Source organism: Maritalea mobilis (assembly GCF_004363175.1).
Taxonomy (GTDB): domain Bacteria; phylum Pseudomonadota; class Alphaproteobacteria; order Rhizobiales; family Devosiaceae; genus Maritalea; species Maritalea mobilis.
Genome location: NZ_SNYR01000001.1, coordinates 96566 through 115561, shown reverse-complemented (window position 1 = coordinate 115561; position 18996 = coordinate 96566). Strand labels below are relative to the sequence as shown.

Genomic DNA, 18996 nt, shown 5'->3' with positions numbered 1-18996 from the left:
CCCCAAGAATATGCCGTCAAAAATTGTATTGCGTAATTTGACAGGTTTACACATGCTTTCTCAAAGCACTTTTTCACTTCGCCAATTTTTCCCTCGCCGCGCGGCATCTTTGCGGGCGCTGCTGATGGGATCTGCACTCATGATGTCTGGAGCGCTCACCGCGCCTACATTTGCTCAAGCTCAGATTGATCCGACCACCACCAGTTCAATCGGTGGTGCTGGTAGCGTGATCATGCAAGGCGCTAAGGGAAGCAGCCCATTTCAAAATGCTATTGGCGCGCTCAAAGCTGGCAATTATGCAGACGCGTATAATGCGGCGCGTGGTTTTTCCAACGATGTAGAGCGTCGTGCAGTTCAATGGGCAGCCATTTATTTTGGCAAAGATGATATTGACCATCAGACCATCTTGCGGTTTCAGGCAGACGCCCCTCATTTTGCCAGCGATAGCACCTATAAAACACGTCTAGAGCAAGCCATGCTCAAGCGTGATTTGCCTTATAATGAGGTTATTGATCTGCTCGGCGGCCAAATGCCGAATTTGGTGGACGCGCAAATCGCTTTGGCCGATGCATATGTGCGCGATGGGCAAGTCGCCCGCGCTGGCCGCATCATCAAGCACGTTTGGATCAACAACTTCCTTGATGCGGGTACGGAGCAAGATCTTTATGCCCGCTATAAAGGCCAATTGACCAATGCAGACCATTGGGCTCGCGCCAACCGATTGTTGATGCATGACCGTGCGCGTGCGGTGGAACGCATTTTCAATGAATATTCGCCCGCACAGCAAAGCTTGCTTCGGGCTGTCATTGCTGTTGCGCGGAAAGATAATAACTCGCAGACATTGCTAGATCGCGTTGATCCGCAATTCCGCAATCATAATCTGTTCCATTGGGCCAATGCTGAATGGGCACAGGCAAAGGGCTCTAACGCGGGTGCTGTGGCGCATTTGAACCGCGCAGCCGGCGAACTGCCGGAAAGCCATTTGTGGTGGTACAAACGCCGCTATTTGGCGCGTGAACTTTTGGAAGTTGGCGATAAGCAAAATGCCTATCTCGCGGCGGCTGGATATACCAACGGCCCAGAAGGCCGAGTGGTTGATGCCCAGTTCCATGCGGGTTGGATCGCACTGCGCTTTATCGGTGATGCAGCCACTGCGGCCAAGCATTTTGAGAAAATGGCGTCCTTGTCGACCCTGCCCTCATCCGTCAGCGAATCTCACTATTGGTGGGGCCGCGCCTATGAAGCGATGGGCCAAATTGAAAATGCACGCGTGAAATATCAACGCGCCGCCAAACATGATGATTATTATTACGGTCAATTGGCTTCGCACAAATTGAATGTGCAGCAATTGCAGCTTTCCCCATTGCCAGCATGGCAAGATGCTGAAGCTGGCTTTAATCGGCGCGAATTGGTACAGGCCATCCGCTTGTTTGAAGGCAATAAAACTTATGGTTTTGCCCGCCCATTGCTGCGCCGCTTGATCTATCAGGTGAAGTCGCCTGGCGAGATGTTGCTCACTGCCCGTTTGGCTCAAGATATTGAAGCTCATGATCTGGCAATTTTGATGGCGAGCATCTCCAGCAACCGCGGCGTCGACCTCGATCTGTTTGAATTTCCAAAGGATGGCTTGCCGCGCAATCAATTGGCTGCAATCGACGCTGCGGCGGTTTATGCCGTTGCCCGGCAAGAGAGCCGCTTTGACCGCACAGCGCAGTCACATTCTGGCGCATTGGGCTTGATGCAATTGATGCCGGGCACCGCGAAAGAGACTGCCGGAAAACTAGGCCTAAGCTATTCGAAATCTCGCTTAACTAGTGACCCGTCTTACAATGCATTGTTAGGTTCTACCTATTTGAAAGCGCAGTTGGAACGCTATGACGGTTCTTTGGTTTTGGCAGCGGCGGCTTACAATGCTGGTGCTGGCAATGTGAACAAATGGCTCAAGCGGTTCGGCGACCCACGGTCTGGCAAAATCGACGTTGTGGATTGGATTGAATTGATCCCGTTCACCGAAACTCGCGGTTATGTGCAAAAGGTTCTCGCGAACTATCAGGTCTATCGTGTGCGCCTGGGCGACAATCGTCTGCGTTTGGCCAACTATTTGATGAAGATCGACTAATTCTGGCCGATCTTACATCTATTGCCCGGCTCCAAAAGCTGGTATAGCCAATTTATGGACCAAGCGCAGACCACTACATCCAGTCAAAATGCCGATGTGCGCCACCTCACTTGTGGAGATGGCGCGCGGCAAATTGCTTATCGACTGCAGGGTGATTTTGATGATCCGCTGAAACTGCCGATCATCTGTTTGGCCGGCTATCAACGCAATATGTCGGACTTTGACGCATTTGCGGAACGTTTTTCCAGCTTTGCCAAGCGCAACTGGCCCATCGTTCAGGTGGACCTGATAGGACGCGGCAAAGCCCGCAGAGAGCGGAAAGACCGCGCCTACTCTACCCTTCACGATGCAACAGATATGGCCGAATTTTGCCGCGCCATGGGCATTGAAAGTGCGATTTGGCTCGGGCAAGGCCATGGTGGCCAGGTGATTATGGCGTTGGCGGCGTTGCAACCGGGCATAATTTCGGGCGCTGTGCTTTGTGACGCAGGGCCAATCATCAATGCACGCGGCCTTGTGCGCTTGCGCAACAACCTTGCCTATCTCAGCAAAATCAGAGGTAAGAATGCCGTGCGCGATTCATTACGGCGCATTTTGCGGGTAGATTATCCCAATTTGGGCGATGGTCTTCTTGATCAAATTGGCGCGCGCACACATCAGGAAACAGCCAAGGCCCGTTTGGAACCGCAGTTTGATATGCGGCTCGCTGAACAGCTCAATGCATTTGATAATGACGATGTTTTGCAAGCCAACTGGCATTTATTTGATGCCTTGAACAAGACACCATTGCTTCTTTTGCGAACCCAGCACACCGATTTACTTCGAGCAGAAGTGTTTCAAATGATGTGTAAGAAACGCCCTGATTGCCTCAATTATGAGATTATGGGCGAAGGCTCACCTGCGCTGCTGGAAGGCGCCGACGAGTTGGGCGTGATTGCCGATTTTGTGCTGCACACTTGCAAATGGCACAAAAAACGCGGCTGAGCGCCGCGTTTAATTGTTCTTAGGCTTTCTCGAAAACTACTTTTGCGCTTTCGCCAGCGCCTTGGCCTGTTTGACCCATTCTTCACGATCAATGCGGCCCTTGAATGAAAGCTCACCATCTACCCAATTCACATCTTTGCGCTTCCAAGCAGCGATTTGATCGTAATGGTAAATGCCCTTCTCGTTCAAAATCGTCTCGATTTTCGGACCGATGCCTTTGATGTTTTTCAAATCATCTTTTTTGCCATCGCGCGGAGCGGACAAAAGCTCTGGCTTATCATCAGTAGCTGCCTTGGCAGCCGCTGCAGGTTTGCGCGCAGCTGTTTTCTTTGCAGGCGCCTTAGCAGCGGGCTTTTTGTCAGCTGGTTTGGCCGTCGGTGCCGGTTTTGGCGCAGGCTTTGGCTTTTCAGTCACAGTTTCAGCAGACGCTGTTTTTGGCGCAGCAGCTGGCGTTTCTTCGTTTGGCGCAGTTTCGCTTCCCGTTGAACGGCCAGACGGCGTTACGTTTGGTGCCAACTCGGGTGCGGTGTCGTTGCTCATGGTCGCGCGACGCAGATAATAGCCAATCAGACAGCCCACCAAAAAGAAGGCCATCATTAGCAAAACGATCTCAATCAAATGTGGCATGTTGCTCTCCCCGGCTATTCTTTGTTTTGCTCAACAGAAACGCTCATCCATCCGGTCAATAAGCCAATAACCAGCGCGAGGCTAAAATATAGCCAATATTGTGAAATCAGAAATCCGATGGTTTGGAAAAACATCCGATCCTCCCTTTTTTCTGCAATCTACTCTAGCGGTGGCCGCACTGTAAACACAATGCGACGATTCTGCGCTTTGCCCGCGCGCGTATCATTATCCGCGATCGGTAGAGTTTCGCCAAACCCTAAGGCGTATAGCCGATCGGCATTTACACCCATTTCAACTAGCTCACTGACCACTGTTTCCGCACGTTGCACAGAGAGTGACAGATTGATCAGATCATCGCCATCAGCATCTGTATGGCCTTCTACTTCCACAACTGAATTCGGACAATTGGCCAATTCTGCGGCGATTTTTTCCAAAACGCTACGCGACCCTGCTGTGATGCGGGCACTGCCGGATTCGAACAAAATAGCTTGTTCGGCAATAACTTGCTCAACATTCACATTGCACAATTTGTGCGCTGGTGGCGTGTTGATGGTGATCTGCGCATTCGGCAATCTGCCAAGTGCGGCTAAAGCCTTGTCACGCGCATCAAAACTATCAACTTTGCCAACAACGCGCCATTCGCCGTCGTTTAAGCTCGCTTCGCCGCTTGCCAGAGCACCGAAAGCCTGTGTGATTGTCAAAGCTTGATCCAAAAACCGCTCTGGAGCACCTTCAGCTGTTGAGATGTCGTCAAGCACTGCACCTTCACCAGCGCTGAGTTCCAATGCGTAGCGCGCGGTTGCATCCGGTACATTGCCTGAAATCGTCAGTGGCGCGCCTGCTTCTTTGCTCAACAGGGTTGTGAAAGGCTCAGCACTTTCAACAACTCCCTCTACCTCAGGCTCACTTTCTGCAGGCATTGCTTCTTCATTTGTGTCAACAGCAGGCGTTTCTGCTTCAACTTCAGGCTCAACAACCTCTTCCGGTGCTGCCACCTCTTCAGCAGGTGCAGTTTCAGCATCGTTGGCCTCATCAACAACAGGTGCGGCCTCTTCCTCAACTGGCGTCGCCTCCGCTTCTTCAGCGTCTTGTTCCACAATCGGTTCAGCGTCTTCCACAATAGGTTCTTGCGGCTGATCGTTCTGTTCCGTTTCCTGCGGTTCTTCTGCTTCGACTTCAGCAGCTTCCTCAGCGGCAGGCTCCTCCATTTCAGGATCAGGCGTTGCCGTCTCTGGCTCTGCGGGCACCGTCAATGTCGTGTAAAAACTACCAAGCGGCGCATTGCTCAGAATGAGTTTAACAGCCGACAACACAGCACGATCAGGCGCTTCGCCAGAAATGCTCCATTGCCCACCCGCATGGATGACTTCACCCGTATTGAGCATGGACAGTGCATCAATACCTAAGGCAACCATTTGGTTGAATTCAGCGCGCTCCGGCAGGTTATTTTCAGTGTTCACGGGCAAGTCGCCGCTTTGATCCCAATAGGTTTTATCGCTCAGATAGCCTGACCACTCGAACACTCCCTCCGCAGATTTTTTAATCTGCAAAGACAGTGCTTCCACTGGTGGCAAAATTTGAACATCAACGAGGAAAGCCTCGCTTTCCGGTGCCAAGATTTCAACAATCTCGGCCAAATCATCGTCAGATGAGGCGCGGCCAATCAGCGCCCATTGCCCATCAACCAAGCTGAGGCGACCAGCATCCAGCTTCTTCAGCGCCTCCAGCCCAACCGCTGCACGAGGCATAAATTGATCAGACGCACCTGCCCCAACTTGCAGTTGCGCGCGCCACCCGAAATCTTGTGCCCACTGGTCAATAATCTCTTGCGAAGGAGCAAATCCACTCGCGCTCAAATCGCCGTTCAACTGCTTCTCTGCCGAGAAGAGATAAGGAGAAATGGTTTGCGCTGGCGAATTGATCTCGATTGTCCAGTTCTCGCTGTTCAGGCCAGCTTCTTCAATTTGCGTCAACAAGCCTTGCTTCTTTTCAAAGCTTTCAGCAGTGCCTTCCAAGGTCCATTTGTCGCCATTCAGCTGCAATTTCCCTGTTTCGAGACCAGAAAGCACTGAATTGCCCAAAGCAACGAACTCTTCAAATTGGCTCGGCGCGCCGCGCGCTATTTCCAATTCCAGCGTGCCCTGATCAGCCAAATTGATCAGCATCGCTTCGCTTGGCACAAAGCCTTCAAACGACCGCGCCCCATCAGCTGTTTTGGTCACCGCAAATCGATATGGATCTTGCAATGGCGGCGGCAATTGAGCGACTTGCAGACCCAATTGCTCAGGTTGAATCTCTTCATTAGAAAACAGCTGTAATATATTGTTTTTATTATAAAGGTCGCGCGCAGTTACATCTGTCGTCCAGCCCAATTGATCGTGGATCGCCTGACCTGAATCCGCGATATTGATTGTTTTCGCAGCTAGGGTTGCCATTACGCCAAAATCCTCTGGCGCGCCTGCGGCCAACAATGTCGTGTCGTCAGCTTTTGTATCTAAAACCGCATAAATTGTCTGGCGCAACTGACTGTCTGGCAAATAGCCAGCCATTTGCACTTTGCCACTGCCGGATTTATCAAGCGTCCAAATATATGGCTCCGCGACAGCCAAATCGAGATTAGACAAGTCAATCGTCACGCCTGCAGGCGGTTGGGCGGCATGGGCCAATAAATCCATATAAGCTTCAGGTGTTTTCGCTTGCCCGGTCACATTCACGATATTTCCCTGCAGCTCTAGCGCCCAGTTATCAGCCAAATGTGCCTGGCTATTGCCCATCCAAGCAGCAATTTCATCGAAATTCTCAGGTGCGCCGTTTGCTGCACGCGTTTCACTCAAATCAATTTTGGTGGAGAGATCTTCAGGCATCTCCGCTGGAATATATCCGTTTGCCTTGACTGCATCGGCAGTTCCCGCAAGTGAAAATGTAAATGGCGCAACTGTTGGCAATGGTAGGTCGATATTCTTTTGATCACGAGATATCGCATTCAGCACAACATTCACCTGATCATAAACTTCAAAATTATCGGTGTGTCCGGTAAAATTCAGCTCGGCTTCGGAGATTGAAAATTCACCTTGATTCAACAATGTAAGCTGCTGAATGAGCCGGTTTATGTCACGTTCAAAATTCTCCGGTGCGCCCGAAGCGATAAGCACATTTGAAATATCTGCACCCTGCTCTTTCAGGGCTGCACGCGTGTCACTGCTCGGCACAAATCCATCAAGCACAAGCCCATTCCCACCAACCGAAGCCTTCAGGGCAAAATCTTCTTCATATGGCGGTATGATTTCTGCAGTGCCTCGCTTCAAATTATCAGGGAAACCGGCATTTGCGATCAAATCAAGATCACGGAATGACTCATGGTTTTTTGCGCGGCCTGCAAAAGATACCTTCAAACCACGTGCACTGATCTCACCTTGATCAAAATGGTCAAATAAGCGCGTGCTATAATCAAGTAGTTCGCGCCAATCCTTCGCGGCAGGACCACCTGACGCAAGGGTAAACTCCGCTTCCACATTTTCCGGCATTTGCGAAAGAAAGTCTTGCTGCACCTGAGCACTGGGCATATGCCCACTCAGTTTTACAGTACCAACTTCAATTTGCGCATTGAATTCAAAAGGATCAGCAAGCGGTGCAAGTTTTGCATTGTTCGAAATTGAGGCAATTTCTGGCATTGCGGATAGGCCGGAAATAAGTTTTTCCAGTTCTGCCTTATCGGTCGTCACACCATTAAGCGTCAAATCGCGCGCTTCAATTGAAATGTCTGCCCAAGTTGCAACGGGCAATTGTGGGTTTTGAAGCAATTGGGCTTTAATCGCCTGCTCCATATTATTCTGGTTTTGCGAAACCGCGAACATACCGCCGCCGAGCGCCACAACAGCGCCAACAACCAAAACATTAATCCACTTCACAGCACTTCCCCGCAACGTTTGGTCAAACCTCAACCGTCGATCAGCAATGCCGAACAACGATCCCATCCGCGCGAAAGTGTAACGCTTCTAATTCAAATCACCAGACAAATTTCAATGATTTAACGGATTTATCGCAGAAATTTCGCACAAAAAAAGGCCCGGCAAATTGCCGGGCCTTCCATCTCGATAAAGTCTATAAGACTTATTCGAAAGCTTTAGAGAATGAAGCAGACAAAGCAGAGTTGCTGTTGCTATCAATTTCAACACCTACGCCAGCCTCGAAGCCACCACCAGGTGCCCAATCAAGATCAGCATTGAATGTTGTAACGTTAGCTTCGTCGAAGTTGACTTTTGCAGTCAAGTCGAGATTATCAGACACTGCGAATACGCCTTGAGCAGCAACATCCCACTCGTCGTTGTCGTCCCAACGGCCAGCAACTGTGATGGTCACAGCATCGTTAACTGCAGCTTCACCGGAAACGGCAGCTTCCCACTCAACGTCAGTGTCGGCGTCAGGTCCGCCAAGTGTAGTAGAGTGATCGTCTTCGAAGAACTCTACGCCAGCAGCCAATGTGAACATATCAAATGTCGCTTTACCAGCAACCATGATAGCCCATTCGCCAGCATCGTCCGTGCTGAAAGCACCGCGGAATGACATGTCGTCAACATTAATTGTTGCACCAGCATGCAAGAACCAATCGTTAGTACCTGGATCGATAATATCGTCAAATACCATACCAACGTGTGCAGTACCCCAATCTTGATCAACACCAAGGCCAGCAACCAATGAAGCATTGTCGTTAGTGCTCAAGTCTTCCAGACCCAAAGCGACGTCCACGCCATTGCCCAGATCAGAAGTCACTTGAATCACGTGACCACCTTGGCCGCCACCTAGGTCGATACCTTCATCGTTACCGTCACGGCCGTCAAGATCGAACAGAGCTGTGAAAGTTTCGTCGTCGCCATCTTTAGCAACAGAACCCTTTTGACCAGCCATGATCACGGTTTGATCACCGATCGCTACGTAAGCTTCATCGATGTCAACATCTGAAGATGTAGAGGTTCCGCTTTCATCAATCAAAGTTACAACTGCTTTGGCAGGACCGAAGTCGCTGTCTGCAGTGGCTTCCATTGTGAATTCCCATCCAAATTCGCTAGTTGTTGTTTCTGCGTCGAGATCCCAATCCCAATCGTAAGAAACTTCACCAGAGAACTTCAAGCAATTGCTTTCAGAAGAAACTGTCAAACCAGTGATGTTCAACAATGAACATGTGTCCAAAGCTACGCCGATTGGATCAGCTGCCATTGCGCCTGAAGAAAGCGCTACCGCTGCTGCAGAACCGAGAAATAGGCTCTTAACTTTCATAGTACTGACCTCCAAAATCAGTTTGTTTTTCATTTTGCCGGTTTTTCCGGCTGTTTGTCGAAACGCGACCACACTTATGAGGGTGTGTTTGACGTCGCATTCGCGACCGACAAACGATTCCATGCATGGATTCGCAAGACACAAACTACCCATGAAAGGAAAACATACAAGTTAAGAATTCAAATTTTGGCGTGCGAAATGTCTGTTCTGCTGACCATGTTGCATTTTGGACACAATTTATGCACTAGACCGTCAAAATTAAGGCATATGCGGCAGATTTTGCCACGCAATTTGCCCTATCTCCTTGATAAATTTAACACTTCATTAACGCTTTTCTTCTGGTTCGTCGACTTATTTGTCGTCAAATCTAATTGTTCTTCAGAAGTATTTGCGCTGATTCAATTTTATGACCCGCCTGGCCAACACCAAAGGCGCGCTCAGGCAAGACGCTTAATCGTGTTGAAAATAGTGTACCGACCAAACAAGCTGTTTGGGAGGAATTATGGACAGTTTTGACTATATTGTTGTTGGCGGCGGTTCTTCAGGTTGCGTAGTGGCGTCGCGCCTTACTGAGAATCCTAAAAACAGAGTTTTGCTGATTGAGAGCGGTCGGCAAGATAGATCGCCCTATATCAAGATGCCTGCGACCTTCTTTAAAGTAATCGAAAAAGGGCGCGATATTGTCTCTTATATTGGGGAACCGTCAGACCGGCTAAATGGCAGACCATCAGTTGTAATCCAGGGGCATGTGATTGGTGGCGGTTCATCGGTCAATGCAATGCTATATATAAGGGGTCAAGCAGAGGACTATGACAGTTGGGCACAGGCCGGCAATAAAGGTTGGTCATTCGACGACGTATTGCCCGTTTTCCGCGACATTGAAAACAATATGGAAATTGCGGATGAGATGCATGGCACCGTGGGTGAATTGCATGTTTCCGAGACTGGCTATCATCATCCCCTCTCCCGCGCCTTTATTCGCGCCGCTCAGCAAACTGGTGTGCCCTATAATCCTGATTTTAACGGCAAGGTGCAGGAAGGCGTTGGATTTTATCAAACAACAACCCACAATGGGCGGCGCTGGTCTGCCGCTGAAGCCTTTTTGCGGAAGGCTGAAAAACGCCCAAACCTCAAGATCATGACGGAGACGCGCGTTGCCCGCATCTTGTTTGACGGACAAAAAGCGGTTGGTGTCGAACTTGAAAGCGGCGAAAATATCACCGCCGGTGCCGAGATCATCTTGTGTGCAGGAGCGATTGAAACCCCACGCTTGATGCAATTGTCTGGCTTGGGTGCAGCAACTGAGCTCACGCAACATGGCATTGACGTCGTAGCCGACCTACCCGGCGTTGGTGAGAACTATCAGGATCACCTTGAAACAACGGTGCAAGGTGTTTCCAAAGCGCCGATTTCGTTCTTTAAGCAAGATAAGGGTTTCAACGCCGTCAAACATATGGCGCAATATTTGATGTTCCGCACGGGATTGCTGACTTCCAATGTTGTGGAGTCTGGCGGATTTGTAGACGTGTCGAATGCGGGCATGCCAGATCTACAATTCCACGTCTTACCATTTATGGTGGGCTGGGCAGATCGTGAGCCCATTCCTGAACACGGCATTGCAATTGCACCATGCTTCCTGCGCCCAAAGTCGCGCGGCTCGGTTAAACTGCGCTCAAACAACCCCAAAGACAGCGCGCTATTTGATGCGGGTAGCTTTTCTGATGAGGCTGATTTGGAAGTTTTGGTGCGCGGCGTTAAAAAGTCGATTGAGATTTTGGAAGCCCCAGCCCTAGCTGAATTGATTGATCGCCGCGCCTTGCCAAAACCCGGCATTGAGAAAGATGACGATGCGCTGCGCGATTATGTACGACAAACCGCGAAAACAGTTTTCCATCCCTCAGGAACTGCAAAAATGGGACCGGACCACGACAGAATGGCGGTTGTTGATGAGCAATTGCGGGTCAAGAGTGTGCAAGGACTTCGGGTCGCAGACGCTTCTATTATGCCGACTTTGGTGTCAGGCAACACCAATGCGCCAGTGATGATGATTGCAGAACGTGCGGCACGCTTCATCAAAGCGAATACCTAAAGGTATAAAATTGGTCTTTAAAAGACTTGCTGTCTGGCCGGGGCATTGTCATAAATATAGGGTCGTGCAAATTCGCCTTGCGCCAGCGCGCAAGGCTTCCCCTAATTTTGGAGTGTCCCAATGCCTGCTTCTATCTTTGATGATTTTAAACTCACCGGCCAACGTGCGCTGATCACTGGCGGCAGCCGTGGTCTGGGGCGCGAGATCGCCCTTGCTTATGCTGACGCAGGTGCTGAGATCGTGTTGGTGGGGCGTGGCGAGGACAGTTTGAAAGAGACGGCCGCCGAAATTGAGGCACGCGGTGCCTCAGCCCAAATCATCATCGCAGACGTCACTGTGCCAGATGAATGTAAACGCGCGGCACAAGAGGCCCTCGCCCTGCCCGGCGGCATCGATATTCTGGTCAATAATGTGGGTGGGCGGAAACCAAATACCAAGATTGAAGAAACCAGCGATGATGAGTGGCGAGAAGGTTTCGCGCTGAACGTTGACCATTGCTTTTTGATGACACGTTTGATTGGCGAAGCCATGATCGAGCGTGGCAAGGGCGGCCGCATTATCAATATGGGGTCCATTTCCGGCATGATCATCAACCAAGGCGTTGCGGGCCGACATTATGAAGCGGGCAAAGCCGCGATCATTCATTTCACCAAAGCTTTGGCGGTGGATTGGGCGCCACATAATATCAATGCAAACTGCATCAGCCCGGGCCTGTTTATGACCGAGCCTAATCAAGCGTGGACAAAGAAAGCACCGGAAGCGATTGAGAAGTTTGTTTCGTGCACGCCGATGGGGCGTGCGGGTAATCCGCGCGAAATTGCGGGCCTCGCACTTTACCTCGCCTCGCCCGCCTCAAGCTATGTCACCGGATCAAACTTTGTCATCGATGGTGGATATACTGCTTGGTAGTCTGATTATTTGCGCAGTTCATCTGAGCTGCGCTCAATCAAATCGGGCACGAATAGCTTTTGTAGCTTTTCGGGTGCTTCGCCATTCAGCAGTTTCAGCATAAATTCGCCTAGAACTTGGCTGGGCTTTGAAATGGGCAAATAGCAAGTTGTGATTGGTGGTGAGAAATATTGCGATACGTTCAAATCGTCCGTAGCAATCACCACCGCATCGCGCCCATGCTCATAACCGCGCACATGAAAACCTGACAAAACGCCCATGGCTGTCGCCTCATTGGCGCAGAAATAAGCAGTTGGCGGATCGTCAAACATCGACATTTCAAAAAACTGCTCACGCCCAAATGCCGGCGTAAGTTCGCCATTGGCCACAAGGCTTGGATCAAACTTCAATCCGGCATCCTGCAATGTTTGCCGATAGGCATTTTCACGGTCCCGCGAATACATCAGCACCATATCAGCGTTGAGCATGGCGATGCGCTTATGCCCCTTAGCAATCAAACGTTCCACGCAAATAGAAACAATGCGTTGGTTGTGGGTATCGACATAAGCGTGGGGCACTTCGGCTTCGGTGAGGCCATAGGTCACAAACGGGAAATCTTGCGCTTGCATAAATTCAACGCGCTTATCTTTCACTCGCGTGCCGGGCAAAATAATACCATCCGCTTTACGGTTGGCCACGATGCGCTTAATGATGTCAAAGCTCTCCTCATAAGAGCTGGCTTGGTATTGCACCACGCGATAAGGCGTGTCGTGCAGCACATCTGAAACTCCATAAACAAGTTGGGCATAGCCTACCCCGCCCCATTCATCGTCATGGGGCGACGAGATCACGGTGATCATGGCAATTTGGTGGGTTTTGCCCGTGCGCAGTTGCACACCGCTCAAATTCATTTCATAGCCAAGCTTTTTGGCGACATCCAAAATCTTATCGCGCGTGTCCGGACGCACTTGCGGCGAGCCGTTCAGGGCTTTGGACACGGTGGCCGTCGAAAGGCCAGTTTCTTTGGCAATGGTCTTAATTGTGGGGCGCGGTGACATAAGTGTGCTCAAATTTCTTCCCCAAAATCGTTAGCCAATAGTTGGGCAAAACGCAAATAAACCGCTGATGTCCAAGCAAAAGCTTTGTCACGCAGGCCAGCGCCGCTTAGTGCATCGAAGTTCTCAGCCATGCCGGAAGTCTCGCATAAATGCTGGTATTTTTGCATAATTTCACGAGCGCGCTTACGTTCATTTTGCGCCAATAAGCCCTCGACAATCAGCAATGTTGTCGGCGCCCAAATCGGGCCACGCCAATATCCATCTGCTTCATAAAATGTGCTGCTTGGCGATTCTGTTGCAGGCCCCCATGCCGTCACCATGCCCAATTCATCAAATCGCTGGAGCAATTTAGCCGTGATTTCTGTGGGCAGCTTATCGCCCAGCAGAAGTGGCATAAATTGAATAAGACTTTGATCGGGCAAAGGCTTTGCCTGATTATGGACCAAGCGCACTTGGAAGGTGTTGCCATCCCACAATTGCGAAAGCAGAATCGAAATCAATTGATCCTCATGCTGCGTAAACTCTGCGACCTGCGAAATATCTCCTGCACGCTTAGCCAAATGTGCAATGGTGCGGGCGGTGTGCGCCAGAAATGTTGGCAGGTCCGGGCCGATAACTGGGCCACCTTCGGCAAAAAAGCTCGCATTGTCCCATCCGCTATCATTGCCATGGGCATAGCTGGGCAGTGAGTGCTCATCTGCACGCGTATGTTCCATCCAATAATTGAACTGCCGTGCCAACTTTTCCCGCAAATAAGCCAATTGCGGTTCAGTGAAAATATCTGGATTGCGCTGCAGCATCAAACTGATCGCCCAACCATGCACAGGCGGCTTGGTGAAACTATAAGACGCGCCCTTATCGTGCACGAAGTCAGGCAATAAGCCGCTTTCATCCTGATGATCAAAGATGGCCGCAAACTGATCAAAAGCAAGTTGCGGATCATTTTCCACCACGCCAAGTGCGGAAAATGCATTGTCCCAACTCCATATGTTGATCATATGATTTTTGGACATGTAGATGGCGGGTGCGGTCAAATAGCCCCGCTTCGGCACGCAATTGGCCCACAACAGATAATTAGCCAGAAGCGCCGCTTCGCCTTTATCTGCTGTACGCCATGCCTCGAATGCAATGACTGATTGCGCTTGCGCGTCTTCGAAACTTGCCGTTGGTGCCTTAGGGGCCAAACGTTCATGCAACATAATTCCAGCGTCAAGCATCGTGCCAGCGAAACGCAGCTCTACATTATCCGCATGATCGCGCCGCCATTGGCCGCTCACGTTCATTTGCCCCTGATGTACAAATGGCGTTAGGCGAAGATTTTCCCCGGCGGCCACGACGCAGTCAGCGCCATGAGCTGTTTTGTATGCATAATCATAGCGCGATCCTTCTAAAGCGAAGATCACCGCAATATTTTCAGCCTTAACATGCAAAGTCTCGCCTTCGCCGATGGCAAAAGCCGCGATGCCGACTTGTTCTGCGCCGTTGAACAAGCTGACCTTCAATGCAGCAGGCGTAAGGTCATACTTCGGTGATAAATCATGACCCGCCTCATCTTCAAAGCGAACGCGGCTTAGTTTGCCAAGGCTTGGCCGTTCGTCGCCGCCCGCCACATAACGGAGGTAAAGGGCGCGATCTGTGCCCTCACCCATCATCGACAATGTGGTGAAACGTTGGTGCTTTGAAAATGGCACCTTGTCGAAATCAAACAGCATTGCCTAACCTTTCACCGATGATCCGATGGCCCCATCCATAATGTAGCGCTGAGCGAAGAAGAACAGGATCAGAGGCGGGATACACAGCAGCACGGTGATCGCCGCAATAGACGTGATGTCAGTTTCATGCAGCCCTTTGAACATGGAAAGACCAAGCGTAAGCGTATATTTCGATTGATCATTGAGGAAGATTAGCGGCCCTAGATAGTCGTTCCACGCGTTCATAAAGTGGAACGTGCCCACCAGCACCAATGCAGGCATCATCAAGGGCAAATGAATACGCCAGTAAATCTGCCAGCTATTCGCCCCATCCATTCGCGCTGCCTCATCAATCTCAATTGGCACCGTCATAATATACTGCCGCAGCAAGAAGACGAAGAATGCTTCAGCGAAATAGGCAGGTACGATTAAGGGCTTAAGTGTATTGATCCAGCCCAGCATGTTAAATTCCATATAGAGCGGGATCATTTTTACGTCCCATGGGATCATCATGGTGGCCAGCAAAATGATGAAGATCACGTCACGCCCTTTAAACTGGAACCGGGCAAAGCCATAGGCCACCAGCGAGGATGAAAAGAGCTGCCCGATGGTGGACATCACCACCACGATGGCAGAGTTTTTGAAATACACATCAAAAGGTTGCTTGAACCATGCGGTGATGAAGTTTTCCCACTGCACGTCCGATGGCCAGAACACAGGCGGATATTGATATAGCTCAGAAACGCTTTTCACTGCGGTGATAAAGGTCCAATAGAAAGGCAGAATGAACAGCGCAGAAAGAAAAATCAGCGCGCCATATGTGAAGGTTCTAAGCATCTTTATTGCCTCCCTTTTTCATCTCGCCTTCGTAATAAACCCAGGCAGACGAAGATTTCATCACCATCATGGAGAGCGCCAGAATGATCAGAAACATCACCCAGCTATTAGCCGCGGCATAGCCCATTTCGAAATGCTTGAACGCATTGTCGTAAATATACATCGCGAAGAAATAGGTGCTTTCGAGCGGCCCGCCGCCTGTCAGCAACAAGGCAATGGTCAATTGCTGGAATGCCGCAATGATTGAGGTGATGAAGGTGAAAAGCAGCATCGGCGACAGCATAGGAATAGTGATAAAGATCAACCGCGCCCAGCCGGGGACACCGGAGATTTTTGCCGCTTCGTAAAGTTCTTTCGGAATGGATTGCAGACCGGTCAACAAGATCAGCATGGTGCCGCCAAGGCCCCAAAGCGACGCGATGACGATGGCCAGCAGTGCCCAGCTTGGATCACCGAGCCAGTTCGGCCCATCAATGCCTGCCAATCCCAAAAGGAAATTCAAAATTCCATATTCATGGCTGTAGATCCACGCCCAGATCGTCACCAAAGCAACGCCGGAAATCACACTCGGAAGGTAAAAGATGGTGCGGAAAATGCCGCTGCCGATCACCTTTTGGTTGAGCAAAACCGCCAACAGCAGGCCAAGAATAATATTGAACGGCACAAAGAACAGGCCGAATTTGATGGTGACCCACAGGCTGTCCCAGAAAAGCGGGTCTTGAGTCAGCATCACTTCATAATTCTGAGTGCCGATAAATTCGCGCTCCCCCACCACTGGCCAATCGTAAAAGCTCATCACAAAGGAGAACACTAACGGGCCAAGGGTGAAGAAGAAAAAGCCCAATATCCAAGGGGAGATGAACAAATATGGCGTGAGTTTCTCAACAAACTTTTGTCGTTGATACTGCCGATCTTGAACTCCAGACATAATATCCATCCCCCCTATCGTGGGTTAGTTTAGGTGGCGCTGCGAACGAGCAACAGCGTCATCAAGATGTTTCTTTGCATTGCCTTTTTCGATCATCGTGGCCTCAATCGCGCGTTCTAGGTTCGCTTGGATTTTGCCCCAATTTTCGTGTTTCAGGAATGCGTTTGACTCGCTGTCGGAAACCGCCAACATGTCAAAGAATGGCTTGAAGATTGGATCGGTGGTCATTTCCATTTCTTCAGCAACGCTGGTGCGGATTGGCAAATCATTTGTGCGCAACTTCACCGCTTCAGCTGATGAGAAGAACTTGATGAACTCCCATGCCAAATCTGGGTTCTTTGTGTCTTTGGCCATGGACATGGCTGACGCGCCGATGGACGAATGCACAGGCTTGTCACCAAAGGATGGTAGCTTTGCCACGCCATAATTGATGCCAGCTTCGTCAAAGCCGCCTTTTGACCACATAGCCGATTGATACATGGCCAGCTTTTCGCCCTTAAACAGCGCAGAACCTGAGCTATTGTCGCCAATGCCGAGCACAACTGCTTCTTCATTTGCAGCCATATCCGCAAACATGGTCAGCACTTCCACAGCTTCTGGGCTGTTCATATAGCCATCAACTGCAGAGCCATCTTTTGCGATAAAGCGCGTGCCGTTTGACCAGAAGAATTGCTCATAATCAAATGGGTCGGGTTTGGCCTCAACCGCAAAGCCGTAGACTTTGCTTTCTTCATCACGGAATTTCGCTGCTTTTTCGCGCAGCTCAGCCCATGTCCAATCTTCGCTTGGCATTTCAACGCCTGCGGCCTCGAACATGTCCTTATTGTAGAACACCACATGGGTGGTGAAGCCCGCTGGCATGCCGTAAGCTTTGCCGTCGATCCGCGTCGTATTGATCAGGCCCGGCGGGATGTCATCCAAATTCATGGCTTCAGCGTCGCGCGCCATAAAATCGTCAAGTGGCATCAATGATGTGTAATATTTGGGATAGTTCCACATATACATCACATCCGGCGGGTTGCCGGCACCGAATGAAGCAATCAGCTTCTGGTCGTAGCCATCTGCATATGGCTCAACTTGCACCTTCACGCCGGGATTGGCCGCTTCAAAGCGACGTGCAATTTCTTTTTGAATTTCAAGGCTTTCATCGCTATCCCACGTGGCAAAGCGAATGGTTTCCTCCCCAAGAGCCGTGCCTGATAGCGCCGCGACTGACAAAACAGACGCCAAGGCCAGTTTCTTCAAATGCTTCATTTTTCCTCTCCTCTTTGCGCCGCACCATGCAGCGACTTTTGTCGATCAATCAGTGATCGGGTTTCCGCATCCAGTTCACGCGGATATGCCTGCCCCTCCCCATTGAAAATGTGGCAATGTTGAGCAGGAAATTTCAGGTAAACGCGGTCGCCCGTCGCCGCCGGATGGGTGCCGCGGGCAATCGCTACAAATGTTTGGCCATTTTCGAGTTTGATATGCACTTGGCTTTCAGTGCCTAAGCGCTCCACCAGCAGCACTTGGCCACTCATATGCGCCTCGTCTTGCGCGACCAGTTCGATATTATCCGGACGAATGCCGAGAGTGTGTGGGCCAGCAACATCTTTCGCAGCGGCTTCGAGCGCCACTTTGATTTCACCGGACAATTCCTCGGCGCTTACAGTAAGTTCTTTTTCTCCAGAGATTTTGACCGACACGTCCAAAAAGTTCATTTTGGGCGAGCCGATAAAGCTGGCCACAAATAGATTTCGCGGCGCATAAAATAGCTCGAGCGGCGTGCCGAATTGGGCAACTTTACCTTGGTCCAGCACCACCACACGATCAGACAAGGTCATCGCCTCTACTTGGTCGTGGGTCACGTAAATCATGGTGACGCCAAGGCGCTTATGTAGATTTGCAAGTTCCACCCGCATGGTCACCCGCAAGCCAGCATCAAGGTTCGACAATGGCTCATCCAGCAGGAAAAGCTTTGGATCGCGCACAATCGCCCGACCAATCGCCACACGTTGACGCTGCCCGCCCGACAATTGCTTAGGTCGCCGCTTCAGAAGCTCGGTAATTTGCAGGATGCGGGCTGCATTTTGCACCCGCTCGTCAATTTCTGCCTTTGGCACGCCATTCAGCGATAAGCCGAATGACAAATTCTTGTAGACATTCATATGCGGATAGAGCGCGTAGTTCTGGAACACCATGGCAATATCGCGCTTAGCTGGCGGCAATTTACTGATGGGCTGACCACCCAACACAACCCGCCCGCCATCGATCTCTTCAAGACCTGCAATGGACCGCAAAAGCGTAGTTTTGCCGCAACCTGACGGCCCAAGGAAACTGACAAACTCGCCATCGCGAATATCGAGATCAATCCCCTTCAGGACCCGAAGGCTACCAAATTTCTTTTCCAGCCCATCGATTTTTACGCCCGCCATGCTTCGTCCCTCTCCCTGGCATTTGTCAAAAATATAAACGTTTAACTTAAGTTGTAAAGTGTTAATTCAATTAATTTAGAAATG

13 protein-coding genes are annotated in these 18996 nt (G+C 50.5%); 4 read left to right on the top strand and 9 right to left on the bottom strand.

Features of this window, described 5'->3' with window-relative positions; translation table 11 throughout:
* Positions 1-124 precede the first annotated feature (124 nt).
* Positions 125-2119 carry a lytic transglycosylase domain-containing protein gene (locus ATL17_RS00505; protein ID WP_166638830.1) on the top strand — a complete coding sequence of 665 codons (1995 nt, stop codon included), beginning with the start codon at positions 125-127 and terminating at the stop codon, positions 2117-2119.
* Between the two features lie 54 nt (positions 2120-2173).
* Positions 2174-3103 carry an alpha/beta fold hydrolase gene (locus ATL17_RS00500; protein ID WP_133570831.1) on the top strand — a complete coding sequence of 310 codons (930 nt, stop codon included), beginning with the start codon at positions 2174-2176 and terminating at the stop codon, positions 3101-3103.
* 36 nt (positions 3104-3139) lie between these two features.
* Here ATL17_RS00500 and ATL17_RS16835 read toward each other — a convergent pair whose 3' ends face one another.
* The 3 genes from ATL17_RS16835 to ATL17_RS00480 form a co-directional block, all read right to left on the bottom strand.
* Complete coding sequence (locus tag ATL17_RS16835) at positions 3140-3730, bottom strand: NADH-quinone oxidoreductase subunit E (protein ID WP_166638829.1); 591 nt, start codon at positions 3728-3730, stop codon at positions 3140-3142.
* Between the two features lie 158 nt (positions 3731-3888).
* Complete coding sequence (locus tag ATL17_RS00485; RefSeq protein ID WP_166638828.1) at positions 3889-7638, bottom strand: OmpA family protein; 3750 nt, start codon at positions 7636-7638, stop codon at positions 3889-3891.
* A gap of 202 nt (positions 7639-7840) precedes the next feature.
* Entirely contained in the window at positions 7841-9127 is a 1287-nt protein-coding gene (locus tag ATL17_RS00480; RefSeq protein WP_133570827.1) for a hypothetical protein, read from the bottom strand.
* Positions 9128-9506: 379 nt separating this feature from the next.
* Between ATL17_RS00480 and ATL17_RS00475 the strand changes: the two genes are divergently transcribed.
* Together ATL17_RS00475 and ATL17_RS00470 are read left to right on the top strand one after the other, a co-directional pair.
* Positions 9507-11093 (top strand): GMC family oxidoreductase, encoded by a 1587-nt coding sequence (locus ATL17_RS00475; protein ID WP_133570826.1) that lies wholly within the window; start codon positions 9507-9509, stop codon positions 11091-11093.
* Between the two features lie 120 nt (positions 11094-11213).
* Positions 11214-12002: an SDR family NAD(P)-dependent oxidoreductase gene (locus tag ATL17_RS00470; protein ID WP_133570825.1), complete on the top strand. Its 789-nt coding sequence runs from the start codon at positions 11214-11216 to the stop codon at positions 12000-12002.
* Positions 12003-12007: 5 nt separating this feature from the next.
* Here ATL17_RS00470 and ATL17_RS00465 read toward each other — a convergent pair whose 3' ends face one another.
* From ATL17_RS00465 to ATL17_RS00440, 6 genes are read right to left on the bottom strand one after another with little or no spacing between them, the layout of a single operon-like run.
* On the bottom strand, positions 12008-13039 hold the full coding sequence (locus ATL17_RS00465; RefSeq protein ID WP_133570824.1) for a LacI family DNA-binding transcriptional regulator: 1032 nt from the start codon (positions 13037-13039) through the stop codon (positions 12008-12010).
* Between the two features lie 8 nt (positions 13040-13047).
* The gene (locus tag ATL17_RS00460; protein ID WP_133570823.1) at positions 13048-14751 is read right to left on the bottom strand and encodes an amylo-alpha-1,6-glucosidase; all 1704 of its coding nucleotides are present in this window, start codon (positions 14749-14751) and stop codon (positions 13048-13050) included.
* A 3-nt stretch (positions 14752-14754) separates the two neighbouring features.
* Positions 14755-15567 (bottom strand): carbohydrate ABC transporter permease, encoded by an 813-nt coding sequence (locus tag ATL17_RS00455; RefSeq protein WP_133570822.1) that lies wholly within the window; start codon positions 15565-15567, stop codon positions 14755-14757.
* Positions 15560-16495: a carbohydrate ABC transporter permease gene (locus tag ATL17_RS00450; RefSeq protein WP_246028602.1), complete on the bottom strand. Its 936-nt coding sequence runs from the start codon at positions 16493-16495 to the stop codon at positions 15560-15562. The genes ATL17_RS00455 and ATL17_RS00450 overlap by 8 nt, the downstream gene beginning before the upstream one ends.
* 24 nt (positions 16496-16519) lie before the next feature.
* Entirely contained in the window at positions 16520-17749 is a 1230-nt protein-coding gene (locus tag ATL17_RS00445) for an ABC transporter substrate-binding protein (protein ID WP_133570820.1), read from the bottom strand.
* Entirely contained in the window at positions 17746-18912 is a 1167-nt protein-coding gene (locus ATL17_RS00440; RefSeq protein WP_133570819.1) for an ABC transporter ATP-binding protein, read from the bottom strand. The genes ATL17_RS00445 and ATL17_RS00440 overlap by 4 nt, the downstream gene beginning before the upstream one ends.
* Between the last annotated feature and the right edge of the window lie 84 nt (positions 18913-18996).